The organism is Phormidesmis sp. 146-20 (assembly GCF_052939475.1).
Genome location: NZ_JBJPHT010000008.1, coordinates 141,454 through 160,992, shown reverse-complemented (window position 1 = coordinate 160,992; position 19,539 = coordinate 141,454). Strand labels below are relative to the sequence as shown.

Below are 19,539 nucleotides of genomic sequence, written 5' to 3'. Positions count from 1 at the left end.
TACTTCCTTCGATCGAAGCGCTATGAGTTTATTTCCTATGAGAGAAGTTTTTAAGCAAGTTCGCGATCGAATGAACCCGCCCCAAGCCGCGTGCTGGCAGACCTTCATCTTGTTGAGCGTGTTCTCTGTGGTCGTCGCCGGGTTGACCTCCTCTCCGGTGCAAAACGTAATTGCCTCGTTGGGGTGGGTGTTTTTGATTGCGGGAGTCTGGTGGTTTACCTACGATCCGGCCGTCAAGAAAAAGCTCACCGTCAACACGCTGTTTCTCGGCCCGTGGATTACAGGCGCACTCGTCTCGATCTGGCTATTTGGCAGTCTGCAAGGAAGACCCACCGCGGCCTCTTATATTAGTTGGCCAGTCATCTCCTCGATAATCTGGTCAATCCGGCGGTTTATCAAGACTGACCCAGTGACAATTACACCGACCTATACGGCTCCGGCTCCGGCGGCTCGGCAAGAAATTGTGCTGTTGTTGCTGAGTAATCTGATTATTAGCTGCTGGTTTCAGTTTTACTTTTTGATGCAAGACTGGCTCAACAATTACCCTAGCCTCCGAGCAGATGACTTTAGCCGTAGTGCTTTTGTGTTTGAAGTGCAGCCCCAAAACAACATGGGATCGCGGGGAATTGAAGTGTTAGACACCGCCGAAAAGGTTTTGAAACTGCGTCTAGAAGGAAAGCCCTGGCCAGAAGTCGAGCGCTGGCTTAAAGATCTCGATCAGGAGATGCCTGCTTTTTCTGCGGATGTCCAACAACAATTGCCGCGAGTCACCGAAAACGACCTATGGGATATTCGAGGTCGAGTCACGTCTGATCAGTACACGCTAGAGCTTCAAGCAGTTTGGGGAGGGCCAACGGCTCGATCGGGCGGTTACTCGGTCACTAAGTCTTGTCAAATCACTCAAAGCCGCAAGATTGGCCCGCCTGCTCAGTTTGACTTCAGATCTCCTGCCCCGCCTGCGGTGTCTGCTCCAGTGACGCGATCGGTAGGAGTCGTCAACTGTGGTGCGCCCAATGTGCCTGAGCCGAGACGACGATCGCGCTAAAAGAAAGTCTGAGAAGATTGAGATTCAAATTCTATAACAGCCATGATGGAAGCGTATCTGCAAGTCAGCGAAGTGATCGATTGGAAAACATCTGCAATCTTGGGGCTTGCTCAAAAACTGGCATTCGGACAACACACGTCTGAAGCGATCGCCGCCGCTTGTTTTGAGTGGGTTCGAGATGAGATTCGTCACAGCTACGACTATCAGATGAATCCGATTACCTGCCGCGCTTCGGATGTCCTGCAATACAAAACGGGATATTGCTTTGCCAAAAGTCATTTGTTAGCAGCGTTGTTGCGAGCCAACGGCATTCCGACTGGATTTTGTTATCAGCGATTGAGCATTGACGACAAGGGCGCACCCTACAGTTTGCATGGGTTTAATGCAGTCTATCTGTCTGACTGGGGTTGGTATCGCGTGGATGCTAGAGGCAATCGATCGGGAGTCAACGCTCAATTTACTCCCCCGTATGAAAGGCTGGCGTTTCAGATGCAATTGTCTGAGGAAGCAGATTTTCCAGCCATTCTCTCAGAGCCACTGCAAACCGTTGTAGAAGCGCTGCAAACTTACAAAACATGGGATAAAATGCTGGCTCATCTTCCAGACGTTTCCCTGGAGAGTGCAGAGAGTTTGGGTTTGAGGCAATCTGGACGATTGCGTTGCTGAATCAGGGAATGAATTGCCCCAAAGCGGCGGGAAGCCCAAGGTTCAAAGTTCCCCAATTTTGGGGGATTTAGGAGGCGAAAAGATGGACACTTCCCACAGATTCATCCCTCCAATCAGCAACGCCTGGACGACAAACAAAACAGGAATTTTTGTCTGAAAGTTTCCCAGAAGTTGGCAGCTTGGAGGGCAAACGTGTTAAGCAACGACGCGAAAAACCTGTGTTGAATTGACGGTAAAAAAGAGGATTAGGGAAGATGGCACATCGAGCGGGCAGTGTGGGAAGTACGATCGGACGCACCTGGACGATCGCCACCAATGTATTTCGAGAAGTGATTCGCGATCGAGTTCTCTATCTGGTGGGATTGTATGCGCTGGCGATGGTATTGGCAAATCGGCTCCTACCCGAAATCTCGGCTGCAACTGAGAAAAAGATTCTGCTAGATCTGGGACTGGCCGCCATGAATCTGCTAGGACTCGTGATCGCCGTCTTTGTCGGAACGGGACTCGTCAACAAAGAAATCGAGAAGCGTACTGTCTTTGTGCTGATTGCCAAACCCGTCAGCCGGACAGAATTTATCATCGGCAAGCATTTGGGATTGACGGCGGTGTTAGCCGTTTTGATTGGGGCGATGACCGCGATCGCGCTCACCCTTTTTCACTTTGCTCAGGTGCCTCATTCGCTGCGAGACATTGTGATTTCATCGGGCTTTTTGCTTTTGCAGCTTTCTCTCATTACGGCAGTGGCGATCGGTTTTGGGGTGTTCACGAGTTCTCTTTTGGCGGTCTTGTTTACCTTCGCCGTTTATTTAATGGGCAATCTTAGCCGCGATTTGGTCGCCTTCGGCAAGTTGGCCAAAAATCCCTCGATCGAAGCTGCCACGCGAGGACTCTATTTAGTTCTTCCCGATTTAGCGCGTCTCGATCTCAAAAATCAAGCGGTCTACAATCTGATTCCTAGCCCCGAAATTTTACTGATTAATGTGGGCTACGGATTGCTCTACATCGGACTGGTGCTGGCGATCGCGTCTCTAATCTTTTCGGTGCGAGAATTCTAGCCTCTCCTTTATTCTTCACCCGTTTTCGTGAGTTTTTGACGAAGCAAATCCGTTAAGAACGTTGCGATCTCCGTAGATTTGGGTAGGATGATCAACAAGAACCGTAAACCCCTGGCGGCAAATGCGGTCTCTACTGAGTCATCAGGCTGTCCGATCTCAATCTGCTTTATGCATTTGCATCTATCCGCTTCTCAGGAGACTGGCGGCGCGACTTCTCTATCGGGAGCTTTCGCCCAATCTGACGGGCTGCCCTCTGTCGCAGAACTTTGGGTTGAGCGTTGTCTAAGTCACCTTCACACCCGTCTCAATGAGTGCTTTGATGCGGCTTTGCCATCGTCGTCAAGAGGTTCGCTCTCTTTGAGTGACCCACAAGAGGTCGCGCCTCAGCTACTCCAAACCTTAGTCGATCACTTGAGTCAAGCTCTCAATGGTGAAATGGTGGCGATCGTAGAGCCAATTCTCACCCAGAGCGACCCGCTAATGTTTAAAGTCCAGTATCGAGCCTCGGTCTCATTGTCTCAGCCCAGTTCGACTTCTGAGCTTGCTGAGCTTGGTTTCGAGTACCCGATCGCGCAGTCCACTTTAAATCAATGGCAAACTCAAAATTGGCAAAGTGCCTGGCCGATGGGTGAGTCGTTTAAGGCGGGTGGGCTGATTGCGCTTGCGTCGTCTCCTCAATCTGCTCGATCTGACGGGTTATATGAGCAACTGCGATCGACATTGGTAAAGCGGGCGATCGCGCAGGCGATACAGGTCATTCATCGATCGCGACAAGTTGAGCAACTTCAACAGCACAATCATCAGCTACGGGCGCAAACGCAAGAACTGACGCAAGCCAATCGTCTCAAAAGTGAGTTTTTGGCCAACACCAGTCACGAAATTCGCACGCCGTTAAGCTCGATTTTGGGGTTTACTCATCTGCTGCGCGAACAGGGCTACAATCCCGGTAACGTGCGCCATCAAGAATATCTCAGAATTATTCTCAGCAGCGGTCAGCATCTGTTGGCACTGATCAACGACATTCTCGACCTTTCTAAAATTGAAGCCAACCAGCTAGATCTGCAATGCGAAACGGTGGACGTTTTGAGCGTCTGTCAGATAGCGCTTAAGCTGGTTAAAGAAAAAGCCAACGATCGCGGTTTGACGCTCAAATTAGACGTGACGGATGAGGTGAAGACGATCGAGGTCGATCCGCTCCGACTCAAACAAATGCTGTTTAATCTGCTGTCCAATGCTCTGAAGTTTACTGCAAAAGGCACCGTTGGCTTAGAGGTAAACGTCGTTGCAAAAGCGCTAAACTTCACCGTCTGGGATACGGGAACAGGCATTTCTGAAGCACAACAGCGGCTTTTATTTCGCCCCTACACCCAACTGACGAATGCCGTTCAAGGCGAGGGAACTGGACTGGGATTGGCGCTAACCCAAAAGCTGGCAGAGTTGCACGGCGGCAAAGTTGAGGTGAAATCACAGTTAGGACAAGGATCACGGTTTACGATCGTTCTTCCGGTCGTCGCAGATGGAGGAAATTCTAAAAGTCAGCTCATTCCTCAAGGAGACACTCCCGTTTCGCCTGTCCTCAATGCTCAAAATCCGACTCCCCAATTTTTTACGCCACCTGCCAACAAGCGAGGATCTGCGATTCGGGCGCACAACGTTTTGTTGGTTGAGGATAACCTTCACAATGCTCGATTGCTGATTGCTTACCTGTGCAAATTGGGCTATGAGGTCACCTGGGTCAAAGATAGTAGTGAAATGTGGCAGTCGCTCACTCAGTCACTTCCGGCGCTGATTTTAATGGACATTCACCTCCCCGGAGCAGATGGTTTAGAGTTGACGCGACAACTTCAGACTCACGACGACTACCGATCGATTCCCGTCATCGTGCAAACCGCGATGGCGATGAAGGGCGATCGAGAACGCTGTCTGGCATCCGGAGCCGTCGATTACATCTCAAAGCCGATCGACCTCAAAAATTTGGCTAACCTCGTCGCAAAGTACAGCCGCACGGACAGTCAAGAACAGGGGTCAACCGACTCAAAAAATAAAGTGTAGGGTGGAATAGTCAAGAGGTTTGAGTTGAAACGACTCCTCACTCCTCACTCCTCACTTCTCACGTCCCCCATGCAAAAACTCGATCGACTCAAAGCCCTGTTTGCCGAAATGGAAAATGCCCTGATTGCTTATTCTGGGGGCATTGATAGTACGCTCGTGGCCAAAATTGCTTTTGATGTGTTGGGCGATCGTGCCCTGGCTATGACTGCCGAATCTCCGTCTCTATTGCCCGAAGATCTGGAGGATGCCCAAATCCAGGCGGCCGAAATTGGCATTGCTCACAAGGTCGTTCTGACGCACGAAATGGACAATCCCAACTACAGCAGCAATCCGGTTAACCGATGCTACTTCTGTAAAAGTGAACTGCACGATACCTTAAAGCCGTTGGCGACGCAGTGGGGCTACCCTTATGTCGTGGATGGTGTGAATGCGGACGATCTGCACGACTATCGACCGGGAATCCAGGCGGCCAAAGAACGGGGAGCGCGATCGCCCTTAGCTGAAATCGGAGTTACCAAGGCTGAAGTTCGCGAAATCTCCAAGTATCTCGGTTTGCCCTGGTGGAATAAGCCTGCTCAACCCTGTTTGAGTTCTCGGTTTCCGTATGGTGAAGCGATTACGATCGCCAAACTTCAGCGCGTCGGACGGGCGGAAACTTATCTGCGAAAGTTGGGCTGGCGAGATTTGAGAGTGCGATCGGAAGGCGATACGGCCCGAATTGAAGTGTTGCCCGATCGGGTCAAAGAGTTCGTAATTGAAACCGATTTACCAACGCTCGTTTCTGCCTTTCAATCCTACGGTTTTCTCTATGTAACGCTAGATCTAGAAGGCTACCGAAGCGGCAAACTCAATCAAGTTCTGCAATTTGCGTCCGCCAATTCAAAAGCGTAGATTTAGAAAGCGCTGAACAGCATGATTGATTTGATAACTGTTCCTGAAAACGTCTGGCTTGAGGCAACCTGGGAAGAATTTTTGGCGCTTGCTGACGATCCGAAACGAGTGAGCGATCGCTTCTATTATCACCAGGGTTGTTTGAAGATCGAATCGCCATCTTGTCAAAGTGACGGCATTTTTTCGATCCTGATTATCCTATACGCGATGAGCAGAGATATTCCAGTCAAGGGGTTGATGCGCGGGAGTTTCAGAAAAGCTGACGATTGTGAATTCCAGCCTAATCTTGCCTTCTATGTTGGAGAAAGTCTAACTTTTCCGCCTCGAAGCCATTTGCCCATTAATCTAAATGAAACTCCTCCGCCCACGCTGATTGTTGAAATTTCAGCTAATCGGTGTCGAGAAGATTGTGATCGTAAAACAGCCCTCTATCAACAAGCAGGCGTATCAGAACAATGGATGATTGATGTCAATCTAAACCAGATTTTTGCGTTTACTTTATCTGCGAATCAAAGTGTTCCAATTCGAGTTTCTCAAGTGTTGCCGGGGTTGGAGATGGCGACCGTAGAAGAAGCGTTAAGACGATCGCAAACTGAAGATGACGGAGCGATTGGTCGTTGGTTGTTAACGTTGTTTAGCCAGTGAATCTACAAATAAGCTTCGACTAAAGGTTGACCTGTGAGGCTAAAGGGACGGACTTCGGTGATTTTGACTTTGACGAGTTTGCCTTTGAGTTGGTGAATGTCGCCTGCAAAGAAAGTTAGCCGATTGCCGCGAGTCCGACCCATGACTTGAGTGGGATCTTTGAGGTTTTGATCTTCGACCAAAATCTCCTCAATGCGATCGCCATACCGTTGAGACCGTTCTTCTGCCTTGACGTTGACCAATCGATTCAGACGTTGTAGGCGATCGCTTTTCACTTCCTCACTCAACTGGTTGTCCCAAATAGCGGCAGGCGTACCCGGACGAGGCGAATAAGCTGCCGTGTTCACCAAATCGAAGCCAATATCATCCACCAGTTTCAGCGTGTTCTCAAATTGAGCTTCTGTCTCACCGGGGAAGCCGACGATCGCATCCGCACTGATCGACGCATCTGGCATGTAGGCGCGAATCGTGTCAATAATTCGCCGATATTTTTCTTGAGTGTATCCGCGTGACATTGCCTTGAGCAGATCATTATCGCCCGACTGAAACGGGATGTGGAAATGTTCGCAAACTTTGGGCAACTCAGCACAGGCGCGAATCAGCCGTTCGGTAAAGTAGCGAGGATGACTGGTGGCAAATCGAAGGCGATCGACTCCAGGGACATCATGGACAAAGTAAAGCAGATCGGTCAACGTGTGTTTGTGCCGACCTTCGGGCGTGGCTCCAGGCAAATCGCGGCCGTATGCGTCAATATTTTGTCCGAGCAGCGTGATTTCCTTAAAGCCTTGTCGTCCTAATTCTTCCATTTCTGCTCGAATCGCTTCGGGAGTGCGAGATTGCTCAACGCCGCGCACATTCGGCACCACACAATAGGTACAGCGTTCGTTACAGCCATAAATGACATTCACCCAGGCGGTCACACTGCTGTCTCGTCTCGGTTTTGTAATGTCTTCGACAATGTGAATCGCTTCGGTAGCGACAACCTGATTGCCACTAAAAACCTGTTCGAGCAGATCTTCTAGTCGATTGGCATGTTGGGGGCCCATGACGAGATCGAGTTCGGGCACCCGACGCAGGAGCGCTTCGCCTTCTTGTTGAGCAACACAGCCCGCGACCACGATCGTCAATTCTGGGTTTTTTTGTTTGCGCGCCGCCTGTCTGCCCAGGTAAGAATAAACCTTCTGTTCGGCGTTGTCTCGAATCGTGCAGGTGTTGTAGAGAATCAAATCTGCATCATTGGCTTCGTCTGCCCACTCAAAGCCCATCGTTTCCAGAATGCCAGCCATGCGTTCGGAGTCGGCTTTGTTCATCTGACAGCCGAAAGTGGTGATGTGGTAGCGGCGAGATTGAGCAGTCATGAGGTGTCACTTGTTGCGAGGAGCCAGCTATCTATTGTAGATCGCCCTTTCACGGTTCTTCCAGGTTCCAGTCAGGCTTCTGAAATAATCGACAGATCCATTCGCTACAGACGGGAAAGCGATCGCAGGATAGCCTGTATGACTGCTTGACTTTTGGAGCGATCGCTGCGTGCCCCTGACTCCATATCGCGATCAGGCATTCTTTACAAAACTTAAGAACTTATTTTGGTCAAAAGCTGCCTCCACAGATACAAAATGATACAAAAACTAAATTTTAAGAGATCGTCGAAGTCAGCGCCAGATGTGGATTTTAGAGAATGTAAAGAAAAAATGAGTTAAGCACTCTTAACAAACTCTCTTAAAACGTTTTGATTAATTTTAGAAAAAACCTTCTAATATTCGCCACAAGCCAATCAGAGAGGCAATTTCATTATTTGTTACGCCTGTCTTTACGCAACTCAACAACTTGTAACAAACAATGGCTCTACCGCATTGTATAAAAAGACTCGAAGGGTAAAAACAACAGATGAAACCCATCTAAAACACTGATTTAACAAGACCTCCCGACCTCTCATATAAAAATGAAATTTTCTCAGATTTCTAAACTTCGCTTCATGAACTGGATTGTTACCTGGTGACATGAAACGGCTTGTATGAAGAGCAAGAGGGCTTGGAAAATTTAAGTTGCGTTTTCTGCCCACCTGACTGGTAACGCAGTCTCCCAAATGGCTCGACGCACCTTCCCGTTTGAGCCAAACCCGAACTAAACCCAGATTATTAGGAGAAATATCCAATGCTAGACGCATTCGCTAAGGTTGTTTCACAAGCCGATGCCAAAGGTGAATTCCTCAGCAACTCCCAACTCGACGCTTTGTCGGGAATGGTGAAAGATGGCAGCAAGCGCCTGGATACCGTCAACCGCATCACCAGCAATGCTTCCACGATCGTTGCTAACGCTGCTCGCTCCTTGTTTGCCGAACAACCCCAACTGATCGCTCCCGGTGGCAACGCTTACACCAACCGTCGGATGGCTGCTTGCCTGCGCGACATGGAAATCATCCTCCGCTACGTGACCTACGCAACCCTGGCTGGAGATGCAAGCGTTCTGGACGATCGCTGCCTCAACGGTCTGCGCGAAACCTACCAAGCTCTGGGCGTTCCCGGTGGTTCTGTGGCTGCTGGCGTTCAAAAAATGAAGGAAGCTGCGGTTGGCTTGGCAAATGACCCCAACGGTATCACAAAGGGTGACTGCTCGGCGCTGATGTCCGAAGTTTCTAGCTACTTCGATCGCGCTGCGGCTGCGGTTGCTTAATCGAGCGGCTAACAAGCTAACCGCTAACTTTTCTCTATAACAACACCACATCTTTTAGGGAGATATTTGACGATGAAGACCCCCATTACCGAAGCGATCGCATCTGCGGATACCCAAGGTCGTTTTCTGAGCAACACCGAACTGCAAGCCGTCAACGGTCGCTTTGAGCGCGCTGCTGCCAGCATGGAAGCCGCTCGTGCTTTGACCAACAACGCTCAAAAACTGATCGACGGCGCGGCTCAAGCAGTGTACTCCAAGTTCCCCTACACCACCCAGATGCAGGGCGCAAACTTTGCAGCAACCCCCGAAGGCAAAGCAAAGTGCTCTCGTGACATCGGCTACTACCTCCGCATGGTCACCTACTGCCTGGTTGCAGGTGGCACCGGCCCGATGGATGAGTACCTGGTTGCTGGCTTAGATGAAATCAACCGCACCTTCGACCTGTCTCCTAGCTGGTACGTTGAAGCGCTGAAGAACATCAAATCGAGCCACGGTCTGAGCGGTCAAGCTGCTAACGAAGCAAACACCTACATCGACTATGCGATCAACGCCCTAAGCTAATCGCGCGTCTTGCCCGGAAGAGTATCGCGACTTGCTGGCTCTGGTCAGCCGTTGTTTACCCTTCCGGGCATTGTTTTATCTAAACCTGGTGGCGGTTGGCGGTCGGCAACTAGCGATTTGCTTTTTTTGCGCGATCGACTAACGGCTGACAGCAAATAAAACCGTTCATTTAGGAGAAATCATGGCTATCACAGCAGCAGCTTCGCGTTTGGGAACGTCCCCTTTTGCAGAAACGACTCGCGTCGAGTTGCGGAGTCCCTGGACAAAAGAAGATATTGAAAACGTCATTCGTGCCGTTTATCGTCAGGTGTTGGGCAACGACTACATCATGAAGTCTGAGCGCTTGACGAGTGCAGAATCGCTTTTACGCGATGGCAAAATCACCGTTAGAGAGTTCGTGCGATTGGTCGCCAAGTCTGAGCTATATAAAAACAAGTTTCTCTACGGCAACTTTCAGACCAGAGTCATCGAACTCAACCACAAACATTTGCTGGGTCGTGCCCCCTTTGAAGAATCTGAAGTGGTGCGTCATCTAGATATCTACGAGACTCAGGGGTTTGACGCTGAAATCGACTCTTATCTGGACTCAGAAGAATATCAAGCCAGCTTTGGCGACAATGTGGTTCCCTTCTACAGAGGGTTCCAGTTTGAGACGGGAGCCAGAACGATCGGCTTTACCAATCTGTTTCGTCTCTATCGGGGCTACGCCAACAGCGATCGCTCTCAAGCTGAGGGCAATCGGTCTCGTCTGGCGCAAGGTCTAGCGCAGAATGTTGCTACCACGATTCGGCAGCCTTCTAGCACCGATGGCGGCTGGTCACACTACAGTCCTTCTAGCGACTCGGCTCCGAGTAAATGTTTGGGCGGCTCTTACGGAGAGAGCGGCCGCATTTATCGAGTCGAAGTAGCTGGCGTTCGGGGTAAAGGCTTCCCCAGTGTTCGTCGCAGCAGCACTGCGTTCTTGGTGCCCTACGAGCAGCTTTCACAAAAGATGCAGCAGATCCAACGCACGGGCGCAAAGATCGTGAGCATCACGACTGCTTAAGAAAGAATGAGGGATGAGGGATGAGTTAGCGAGGATTTCAGAAACTTTGTAGGATGAGCGGTTGCTTATTGTGCGGTTTTTGAGGGTGCTCACAGCGTCTTTCATCTCTTATCCCTGTTCTGACAAGTTTGTTTTCAACTATCACAGGAGATCTTAAGAATGCTTGGTCAAACCGCCGTTGGTAGCGCTGCCAATACGCCTTCTGGTAGCCGGATGTTTCGTTATGAAGTTGTGGGTTTGCGTCAAAATGACCAGACTGATTTACAAAACTATGACATTCGTCGCAGTGGGAGTATTTTTATTACGGTGCCCTACAGCCGCATGAATGAAGAGATGCAGCGGATCACTCGTATGGGTGGCAAAATCGTCAACATTGAGCCGATGACTTCTGAAGAAGGCTAACTCGATCGCAGACTGAGACGGCTTTTATGGGTCGTTTTCAACCGGACGATTTTATTGAATCTAGCGTTTCTCTGAGTTTCAACCTCTAGACAAAAGCGATTCTCTTTCCCATTCGTTGTTCTTGTTTATCCCTATGTCTCTCCCATTACTCAAAGTAACTCCCAAGACTCAAAACCAGCGTGTCGATGGATATGATGTTTTGGATGAAGATGATCCCCAGGCGTATCGATTGAGGGATGCCACCAGCGTTGCCGAAATTGATGAATTGATCTGGGCAGCCTATCGTCAAATCTTTGGCGAACACCTGATTCTCGAAAGCTACCGCCAGACTTTTTTGGAGTCTCAACTTCGCAATCGGATGATTTCGGTTGCAGACTTTATTCGCGGGTTGGGTAAGTCTGATGTCTACCGCGAACTGGTTTGGGATACTAACTCTAATTATCGAGTTGTAGATCTCACCTGCAAACGCTTTTTGGGACGGGCCAGCTACGGGCAAGATGAGCAGATCGCGCAGTCGATCGTCATTGCCACCAAAGGGCTACACGGATTTATTGACGCGATCGTCGATGGTGCAGAATATCGCCAGGCATTTGGAGATGACATCGTACCTTATCAGCGTCGTCGTCTCGAAGGCCGTCCGTTTAACTTGACCAATCCTCGATACAGCGATTTTTGGCGGGGACGCTTGCTCGAACGAGAGTTGGCAACCAATTCCTACTATCAAGTGCGAACCTATAACGCTGGCAATCTCGACAAACAGGTAATTCGTCAAGCCATTCCCTTCAGCTTCTTGAATATGGCTCAGTCGATTTTGACCCCCCATCAAGACTCTCAGCGTCACGTTGCGAGAGCGACTTCGAGTGCAGTCAAGGTGCCTGATATGAGCCGTGAAGTGCCGCAAACAGGCAAGCCAACTGTAAAAAGAGTGGCCGTCTCGTTGCCCTATCGCTATATCCCTGGCAATCCCAAGGTCTAACTGATGATTGGCGAATGGGATCGGTTGATTCCTCTCGCTTCATTCTTCACCCCTCATTCTTGATTCACTCCTATGTCAATTCCTTTACTTGAGTACCAACCCTCTTCTCAAAATCAGCGCGTGGCTGGCTATGAGGTGCCGGGTGAAGATACGCCTTACCTCTATCGTCTCGAAGACTGCGCTGATCTGACGGACATTGAGCAGTTGATCTGGGCTGCTTATCGTCAGGTATTTAGTGAACATGTGATTCTCAAGAGCAGCCGTCAGGTAAATTTGGAATCACAACTGCGAAATCGGACGATCACCGTTCGAGATTTTGTGCGGGGTTTGGCTAAGTCAGACACCTACCGCAGACTGGTGGTAGAGACGAATTCTAACTACCGCATTGTCGAACTGACGTTGAAGCGGCTACTGGGTCGCGCTTCTTATAACAAAGAGGAAGAGCTGGCCTGGTCGATCAAAATCGCCACGCTGGGCTGGGATACGTTCATCGATACGCTGCTCGACAGTGAAGAGTACGATCGCACCTTTGGCGACAATACTGTTCCTTATCAACGTCGTCGGTTTAAAGATCGGCCGTTCAACCTCGTGACCCCTCGCTATGGCAACTACTGGCGCGATAAGTTAGAAACTGAGCGCTACAAGTGGGGCGCTGTGGCCAACTTTATGGATATGGCACGATCGATTAAGATCAAACCCGCCGAGTTTACTCCGGTGAAAACGGACAACATCCAAATTCCTGACATGACTCGTGAAACGGTCGCCAGTGGCACGGCCGCCTCAATCAGCAGTTCTTCGAGTTTCCCATTGCGGTAGTTCTGCATTCTCACAAACAAGATCTTGCAGACAAGACGCGGGATAATAGTTTCATCATGGATTTCACGATCGTTTCCTAAATCGAAAATCCAGCCTCATCTAACCACTACAAGAGGGATACTGGAATGGCATTGCCATTATTAGAGTACAAACCAACGACTCAAAATCATCGGGTGAGCAGTTTTGGAACTGCCGACCAGAACGAAGACACGCCCTACATCTATCGCATCGAAGACGTGAGCGACGCTAGTGAAGTGGAAGCCCTAATCTGGGCAGGCTACCGTCAGGTCTTTAGCGAACATGAAACGCTGAGATTTAACCGTCAAATTGCCTCAGAATCTCGGTTGAGAAATGGTGCCATTACGGTGCGTGATTTCATTCGTGAATTGGCAAAGTCTGAGCGGTTTTATAGCACCGTCGTCTCGGTCAACAACAACTATCGTCTGGTGCAAATTTGCCTCAAGCGGTTTTTGGGACGCGATTCTTACAACAAAGCTGAAGAGATCGCCTGGTCGATCGTCATTGGCACAAAAGGCTTTGGCGGCTTTGTCGATGCGCTACTTGACAGCGAAGAGTACACTCTGGCGTTTGGTGACAACACCGTTCCTTATCAGCGCAAGCGGATGGAGGCTCGTCCCTTTAATTTGGATACTCCTCGCTATGGCGAAGACTTCCAGGAAACGGCTGGCACCGTCAAAAACGACTGGCGCTTTACGATAGAGAAGTACTACACCAAGAAGTATCAAGACCGCAAGCTGGCCGAAGGCGACCCTCGCAGATACTCCGACATGGCCGCCTCGATCGCGCCCAAGGTCAACTATGCTCAAAAGCTCACGGCTTCGAGCATTGATTACATGAGTAAGGTGCCTTCGAGAGGAAAGCGTTAAAGAAAGGGGTGAGGGATGAGTTAACTCAAAACTTAGAACTCAAAGCTTAGAACTCACAATCTAGAACTCGTGACTGGGTTTGATGGTTGGTTATGTTGCGGTGGTTGAAGGTGTTTTACTTTTGGCGATCGCTGGATAATCGGCTATCAGGCCCAGTGCTTGTTTTAAATTCAGTCCGATCGTCTTCGATTCGCTAAATCCCCCATTCTGGGGGACTTTGAGATCAAAAAAATTCTGGAATTGCAAAACGGGTTCGAGCTTCAAAGTCCCCCAAATTTGGGGGATTTAGGGGGCTGCAACCCATTCAAACGAAGCCAAAATCAACTGACCACGCATATTTAGAGAATTTCAGGTTAATAAACTCGCGTTCCTTAGTGAAGTTCTTTCGTTGCGTTGTTTGAATCTTTTGCCCCAAGCTGCCAGTTTTGGGGGACTTTTAGTTCTGGCTTAAAGTCTTCCATCTAGGGGAGATTCAGGAAGCAAGGGGGCGAAGTCGCTTGGCAATAAACGATCTTATTTAATTCACGATCCTAACTTCAATTAATGAGATTCTTTGCTCAGGCTCATCAAATTACACAGCTTATAAACGGCTCTGGCGGCGACGTTGCCATCCCATTCTTGATTACCGACTTCTACCACATCAAAGCCAATAATTTCTCGCCCACTTCGCACCACTTCTCGAAATAGACAAATAGTTTGCTCTAGCTCCAAGCCGCCGGGGACAGGCGTTCCAGTGTTGGGGCAAAGCTTGGGATCGAGTCCGTCAATATCAAAACTAATGTAAACCTGCTGAGGCAATTGAGCGACGATTTGTTGACAAAGATCTAACCAGGAAACCCCGGCATACAGCTTCTCTTTTAGCATCGGATCAAAGTAGGTAGAGACACGATCGCCCGACTGTTGAATTAACTCAATCTCGTCGTGACAGACATCACGAATTCCCACCTGGACAAGCTTTGAGATTTGCGGCAGTTGCAGCGCATTAAACATGATCGAGGCGTGAGAAAACTGGAAGCCTTCGTAAGCGGCGCGCAGGTCAGCATGAGCATCAATGTGCAAAATGCCAAAGTCTGAATAGCGATCGCTCAACGCCCGAAAATAGCCCAAAGGAACACTGTGATCGCCGCCAATCACGACCACCTTTTTACCCAACTTCATCGCCGCTTGCGCCTGATCAAAGAGCCACTGGTTAACCGCTTCACATTCTCGGTTAATTGTTTGTAACACTTGGGACAGATCTGCATCGTCTGCCACTTGTTTGCCTTGCTCCAGATGCTCAATAATTCGCATCGCATCCTGTCTGAGCGCGTCGCTTTTTTGCTGAATCGACTGCGAAATCTCTGTCATAAAGATCCCTTGTTTCCAGCCGTTGGGATGATCAAAATCAAAGATATCTAACTGACGCGACGCATCCAAAATCGTCTGAGGAGCGGCGGCCGTTCCAGCGCGATAAGAAACGGTGACTTCCCAGGGAACGCCAATCACAATAATATTGGCCGATTCGTAGTCAAAAGGCAGCCCCAATAGATTGCCATTATCAACGCCGATGTCGTTTGGGTTAAAAGTTTGCAGAATTTGTGCGGTTGCCATTGTGCAGTGAGAAAGAGAGAGAACGATCTCTTCGAGTTACCCGCAAGGGGTCGCTTCGAGTGACTCGCGAGGGGTCGCTCACTTCAGTCTAGATCACGAGCCTAAATCCTGCTCAACCTAATCCGAAGCTCCCGTTCAGGATTGTGTTGCAAAAGCCATTTTGGACGTATTCATCACAAAATCCTCACACGATTGATTTTGCATAATCGCCGTTGAGCAAAAGCTATTCGCTGCTACGTATCGACTAACGCTGCCAAGTGTAGTTTGATGGGTGTCTATTGCATCTCTTCTGCCCATCACAATTAAATCAGCGCCCCATTGATGAGCCAGTTCACAGATTTTTTGGCCCGGATCTCCGAGTGGTTGAGCAATATCAGCAGATACGCCCGCAGCATTGGCAGTTCTGTAGAGCGATCGCAGTTCTTCTAAGTCACTCTTTTGACAGCGTTGCCATTCCAGATTATTTTCTTTGGCGTGGCTGATATCGTTTGCCTGAACATGATTAGAGTGACGACCTTCTAGGGGCAAAACGTGTAGCAGCAATAATCTTGCGTTTGTGGTTTTTGCCAGTACGATCGCCGCTTTAATCAACGACTCATTGCGTTGGGGATTGTCTAATGCGACTAAGATTCGTTCAAACATCTGTCATCTCCATGATATTTTGGACGCGATAGTTTTGAATTGAATAAACTGACGTAAATTTGACAAGTTTTTTCGCCGCGATATTCAAGTCTTTTGCCCCTCAAGCTGCCAATTCTGGAGAACTTTTAAACAAGTTTTCTGATTCAAAGTCCTTCACTCGTGGCGAATTTGGGAGGCGCATTTTAGATCTGCAAGGCAAAGCATTTCATCGAATTGACGTTAACCGGGTCAACCTTGTAACACAGCCTTGTCTTGCCGAATTTCAGACTCAATTGGGACGGGTTTCTGCACGGTCAAAACTGAACAAGGGGCATGATGAAGCACATAATTGCTGACACTGCCCAAGAAAAATTCACCCAATCCGCTGCGACCTCGACGGCCCACCATAATCAAGTCAGCCCCCCAATTTCGAGACGCTTCACAAATCACACGACCCGGATCGCCAAGGCTCTGAGTAAATTCGGCTTTGACTCCCGCGCGGATGGCTTCTTCGGTTAGCGATCGCAGCAATTCTACGCCCTCTTGTTCTAACTTTTTCCACTGGTCGAGACACGCCTGCATCGTTGACTGATGAATGCCAGGGTAAACACCAGCAATACCGGGATACGCAATTCCAGGATACGCTTCGTCAAACGGAGAGAGAACGTGTAACAACATCAAAGCCGCATCATTGGATTTTGCAAGGGCGATCGCTTCTTCAAAAATCTGGCGATCAAATTCAGATTGAGCAACCGCAACCAATAATTTGTGAAACATTGCGTCCACCTCATTGAGTAAACTCATCCTCGTTATACAAAAACAATTTGAGAAACTTGTGAGGAACGGGCACTTGCAAAAAATAGCTATTTGCGAATCTCACGTAGAAAAATCTTCTGAATTTGTAGCGAATCATACTAATAGTTGCAAACTCAGGCTGAAACTCATTTTTTATCGTCCCGCTTTTGTGTCACGATCGCTAAACGTCATTAAGTGCGATGTCTTTCAAGGTCTGCTGCACTGAGATCAAATGGCGCGATTAGACCCGATGCAGCGCAGATTCCATCTGTTCCCTGCGTTTCCTGTGAGATTGTCCGCTTATTTTTGAGAAGTGCTTCATGAAAAAAACCTTCGTCCTCGATACGAATGTCCTGCTTCACGACCCCAGTGCAATTTTGCGATTCGAGGATAACGATGTAGTATTGCCGATCACGATTATCGAAGAGTTAGATCGCTTCAAAAAACAGCCCGAAGTCACCGGACGAAATGCCCGCCAAGCCTCCCGCACCCTCGACGAACTCCGCCAAAAAGGGCATCTCACCAAAGGGATTTCTCTCGACAATGGCGGCTCGATTCAAGTAGCGCTGTGCCATCGAGAAACGCTTCAAGAATTGCCGCCTGAGCTAGAAGGCGATCGGGCTGACAATGCCATTTTGGCCGTCGCGTTAGAACTGATGCGCCAGTGTGAATGTCCTGTCGTCATGGTCAGCAAAGACATTAATTTACGCATCAAAGCCGACGCATTAGGACTGATTGCCGAAGACTACAAAACCGACAAAGTGGATGTCGATGATCTCTACACAGGTATCACAGAAGTCGTGGTTGAAGGCGAAGACATCGATCGCCTCTTTCAACAGGGTGCGATCGGGCTGACTCAACCGTTTTTTCCTAATCAGGCGTTGACGCTAATCGATGCGGCTCGACCGAACCATACCGCTTTAGCGACGATCGATGGCAAGAGTGGCAAAGTGGTGCCGATCGCTAAGATGCCTCGCTCTGGCATTTCTCGAATCAACCCCCGCAACCGTGAACAAAACTTCGCGCTGGATCTCCTATTGCGCGACTCAGTTTCTCTGGTGACGCTGGTCGGTAAGGCTGGCACAGGGAAAACCTTGTTGGCGATCGCCGCTGGTCTGCAAAAAGTTGCGGATGAGCGCATCTACAGTCGGCTGGTGATTTCTAGACCTGTGGTGCCGATGGGGAAGGACTTGGGCTATCTGCCAGGAGACATTGACGAAAAATTGAATCCCTGGATGCAGCCGCTCTACGACAATTTCGATCTGATTTTTGGCACTCAAGATCCGTCTGGCAAACCGAGCCACTGGCGACGCGGACACGAAGAACTGATCGAACGTGGACTGCTACAAATCGAGCCTCTGACTTACATTCGCGGTCGGACGATGCCCAATCAGTTTCTCATTGTCGATGAGGCGCAAAATCTGACTCCTCATGAAGTCAAAACGATTTTGACCCGCGCTGGCGAGGGGACGAAGGTGATTCTCACGGGCGACCCTGATCAGATTGACAATCCTTATGTAGACGCTGCCAGCAATGGCTTGACTTACGTGGTGGAGCGATTTAAAGAAGAAGCGATCGCAGGTCACATCACTTTATTAAAAGGAGAGCGATCGGACTTGGCCGATCGGGCCGCCATTTTGCTGTAAGCGGTGATGCAAAAAGATAGGTGACTTGAGTGTATGGAGCGATCTCTTCGAGTTACCCGCAAGGGGTCGTCGAGGCTCAGAGCTTGAAGGATAAAGTAATTTGCTCAACGTTCCGAGTTCTGAGCTTCGCTTGCTCAATACACGAATATTTATTTCTCTTGGCGACCGACTTCTCCAGATGCAGGTGACGATTTGGTCGTTGATTGTGCGATGAATGCAGGCGCGATCGTGGTTACGTCTAAGAGGATGTTTGAAAAGTATAAAAAGTTGCTTCGCTTCGCTGCCATTCCGCCCGTGATTCAAAATCACGGTCTATCAGGGAAAGTCCACTAAAGGGACTGAAGCGCTTGTCGTGATTGGTTCCAACCCGTTTAAACGGGTTTTGCTCTGCTAGCCCGGAATTGCATTCACGGGCGAGTGATGCCATGAACGACAACTTTTCAAACATCCTCTAATATTCGAGATTTTCAAAGTGCTAAAGAGTCGTTAGGGCTGCCTGTTTTGACCCCTGTACAATTTGTGAACCTGTTAGCATCAGGAGAAAAGCTATGAGCCGATTAACCTTGAGACTCCCTGAAACGTTGCATCAACAGCTTGCTCATCTCGCTGAGTGCGAAGGCGTATCGCTGAATCAGTACATTGTTTACGCATTGACTCGTCAGGCAGCGTTGGCTCATACGATTCAGGTGGTTTCTAAAGCGGATATTGAACGGCAGCAACAGGCATTTCAGTCATTAATAAAGCAGCTAGGGCAAGCTTGGTCTTCTGAGATTGAGTCTGTGTTGGCGACACGCGAACAAACTGAGCCAGAAGCAGAACTGAGTGCAGATGTCGCCGATCGCCTCCAAGAACGCATCCGAAAGCGGGCATGACCACCATCTTCCTGTAAGCCGTAATTTAGAAAATAGCGGGATGATTTGACTTGAAAGGTCGATCTCTTCGAGTTACCCGCAAGGGGTCGTCAAGGCTCAGAGCTTGAAGGATGGGGTAATTTGCTCAACGTTCCGAGTTCTGAGCTTTATTTAGGGAGTAACAGGGGCGAAGGCCCGATTAGAGGTTGGAAAATGAGGCTGAGAGAGACATTACCAACACTAATTAGTCCACTAAACGAATTTTTATGCGGATATTGCAGCTATCATCTGCTCAGTAGAGACACTTAGTTCCATAGCAGTTACA

General features: G+C 49.2%; 21 protein-coding genes. 16 read left to right on the top strand and 5 right to left on the bottom strand.

The window, feature by feature from the left end:
- Positions 1-37 precede the first annotated feature (37 nt).
- The 6 genes from ACKFKH_RS09700 to ACKFKH_RS09675 all read left to right on the top strand — a co-directional run bounded on the left by ACKFKH_RS09700 (position 38) and on the right by ACKFKH_RS09675 (position 6,354).
- Positions 38-1,045: a DUF5357 family protein gene (locus ACKFKH_RS09700; RefSeq protein ID WP_446858071.1), complete on the top strand. Its 1,008-nt coding sequence runs from the start codon at positions 38-40 to the stop codon at positions 1,043-1,045.
- 42 nt (positions 1,046-1,087) lie between these two features.
- The gene (locus tag ACKFKH_RS09695) at positions 1,088-1,711 is read left to right on the top strand and encodes a transglutaminase-like domain-containing protein (RefSeq protein WP_446858070.1); all 624 of its coding nucleotides are present in this window, start codon (positions 1,088-1,090) and stop codon (positions 1,709-1,711) included.
- 254 nt (positions 1,712-1,965) lie between these two features.
- A complete protein-coding gene (locus ACKFKH_RS09690; protein ID WP_446858069.1) occupies positions 1,966-2,766 on the top strand; it encodes an ABC transporter permease in 801 nt (266 codons plus the stop codon).
- Between the two features lie 87 nt (positions 2,767-2,853).
- On the top strand, positions 2,854-4,818 hold the full coding sequence (locus ACKFKH_RS09685) for an ATP-binding protein (protein WP_446858068.1): 1,965 nt from the start codon (positions 2,854-2,856) through the stop codon (positions 4,816-4,818).
- Between the two features lie 69 nt (positions 4,819-4,887).
- The gene (gene larE, locus ACKFKH_RS09680; protein WP_446858067.1) at positions 4,888-5,709 is read left to right on the top strand and encodes an ATP-dependent sacrificial sulfur transferase LarE; all 822 of its coding nucleotides are present in this window, start codon (positions 4,888-4,890) and stop codon (positions 5,707-5,709) included.
- Between the two features lie 21 nt (positions 5,710-5,730).
- A complete protein-coding gene (locus ACKFKH_RS09675) occupies positions 5,731-6,354 on the top strand; it encodes a Uma2 family endonuclease (protein ID WP_446858066.1) in 624 nt (207 codons plus the stop codon).
- A 2-nt stretch (positions 6,355-6,356) separates the two neighbouring features.
- Here the strand turns inward: ACKFKH_RS09675 and miaB are convergent, their stop codons facing one another.
- A complete protein-coding gene (miaB, locus tag ACKFKH_RS09670; RefSeq protein WP_446858065.1) occupies positions 6,357-7,712 on the bottom strand; it encodes a tRNA (N6-isopentenyl adenosine(37)-C2)-methylthiotransferase MiaB in 1,356 nt (451 codons plus the stop codon).
- Between the two features lie 793 nt (positions 7,713-8,505).
- Here miaB and ACKFKH_RS09665 point away from each other — a divergent pair.
- The 8 genes from ACKFKH_RS09665 (at position 8,506) to ACKFKH_RS09630 (ending at position 13,711) form a co-directional block, all read left to right on the top strand.
- On the top strand, positions 8,506-9,024 hold the full coding sequence (locus tag ACKFKH_RS09665; RefSeq protein ID WP_446858064.1) for a phycocyanin subunit beta: 519 nt from the start codon (positions 8,506-8,508) through the stop codon (positions 9,022-9,024).
- A gap of 72 nt (positions 9,025-9,096) precedes the next feature.
- Positions 9,097-9,585, top strand: a complete 489-nt coding sequence (gene cpcA / locus ACKFKH_RS09660; protein WP_446858063.1) for a phycocyanin subunit alpha — start codon at positions 9,097-9,099, stop codon at positions 9,583-9,585.
- 9 nt (positions 9,586-9,594) lie between these two features.
- Complete coding sequence (locus ACKFKH_RS09655) at positions 9,595-9,744, top strand: hypothetical protein (RefSeq protein ID WP_446858062.1); 150 nt, start codon at positions 9,595-9,597, stop codon at positions 9,742-9,744.
- Between the two features lie 22 nt (positions 9,745-9,766).
- Entirely contained in the window at positions 9,767-10,630 is an 864-nt protein-coding gene (locus ACKFKH_RS09650) for a phycobilisome rod-core linker polypeptide (protein ID WP_446858061.1), read from the top strand.
- A gap of 159 nt (positions 10,631-10,789) precedes the next feature.
- A complete protein-coding gene (locus tag ACKFKH_RS09645) occupies positions 10,790-11,032 on the top strand; it encodes a phycobilisome linker polypeptide (protein WP_446858060.1) in 243 nt (80 codons plus the stop codon).
- A 133-nt stretch (positions 11,033-11,165) separates the two neighbouring features.
- Entirely contained in the window at positions 11,166-12,008 is an 843-nt protein-coding gene (locus tag ACKFKH_RS09640) for a phycobilisome rod-core linker polypeptide (RefSeq protein ID WP_446858059.1), read from the top strand.
- Positions 12,009-12,080: 72 nt separating this feature from the next.
- Positions 12,081-12,824: a phycobilisome rod-core linker polypeptide gene (locus ACKFKH_RS09635; protein WP_446858058.1), complete on the top strand. Its 744-nt coding sequence runs from the start codon at positions 12,081-12,083 to the stop codon at positions 12,822-12,824.
- A gap of 125 nt (positions 12,825-12,949) precedes the next feature.
- On the top strand, positions 12,950-13,711 hold the full coding sequence (locus tag ACKFKH_RS09630; protein WP_446858057.1) for a phycobilisome rod-core linker polypeptide: 762 nt from the start codon (positions 12,950-12,952) through the stop codon (positions 13,709-13,711).
- 540 nt (positions 13,712-14,251) lie between these two features.
- Here the strand turns inward: ACKFKH_RS09630 and ACKFKH_RS09625 are convergent.
- The 3 genes from ACKFKH_RS09625 to ACKFKH_RS09615 form a co-directional block, all read right to left on the bottom strand.
- Complete coding sequence (locus ACKFKH_RS09625) at positions 14,252-15,301, bottom strand: agmatinase family protein (protein ID WP_446858056.1); 1,050 nt, start codon at positions 15,299-15,301, stop codon at positions 14,252-14,254.
- A 135-nt stretch (positions 15,302-15,436) separates the two neighbouring features.
- Positions 15,437-15,943, bottom strand: coding sequence for a universal stress protein (locus tag ACKFKH_RS09620; RefSeq protein ID WP_446858055.1), 507 nt, complete (start codon positions 15,941-15,943; stop codon positions 15,437-15,439).
- Positions 15,944-16,171: 228 nt separating this feature from the next.
- Positions 16,172-16,699, bottom strand: coding sequence for a universal stress protein (locus ACKFKH_RS09615; protein ID WP_446858054.1), 528 nt, complete (start codon positions 16,697-16,699; stop codon positions 16,172-16,174).
- A 338-nt stretch (positions 16,700-17,037) separates the two neighbouring features.
- Here ACKFKH_RS09615 and ACKFKH_RS09610 point away from each other — a divergent pair, with 338 nt between their 5' ends.
- Positions 17,038-18,363 carry a PhoH family protein gene (locus ACKFKH_RS09610; RefSeq protein WP_446858053.1) on the top strand — a complete coding sequence of 442 codons (1,326 nt, stop codon included), beginning with the start codon at positions 17,038-17,040 and terminating at the stop codon, positions 18,361-18,363.
- A gap of 149 nt (positions 18,364-18,512) precedes the next feature.
- Here the strand turns inward: ACKFKH_RS09610 and ACKFKH_RS09605 are convergent, their stop codons facing one another.
- Complete coding sequence (locus ACKFKH_RS09605) at positions 18,513-18,650, bottom strand: hypothetical protein (protein WP_446858052.1); 138 nt, start codon at positions 18,648-18,650, stop codon at positions 18,513-18,515.
- A 261-nt stretch (positions 18,651-18,911) separates the two neighbouring features.
- Here ACKFKH_RS09605 and ACKFKH_RS09600 point away from each other — a divergent pair, with 261 nt between their 5' ends.
- Positions 18,912-19,235: a toxin-antitoxin system HicB family antitoxin gene (locus ACKFKH_RS09600; protein ID WP_446858051.1), complete on the top strand. Its 324-nt coding sequence runs from the start codon at positions 18,912-18,914 to the stop codon at positions 19,233-19,235.
- Positions 19,236-19,539: the final 304 nt, after the last annotated feature.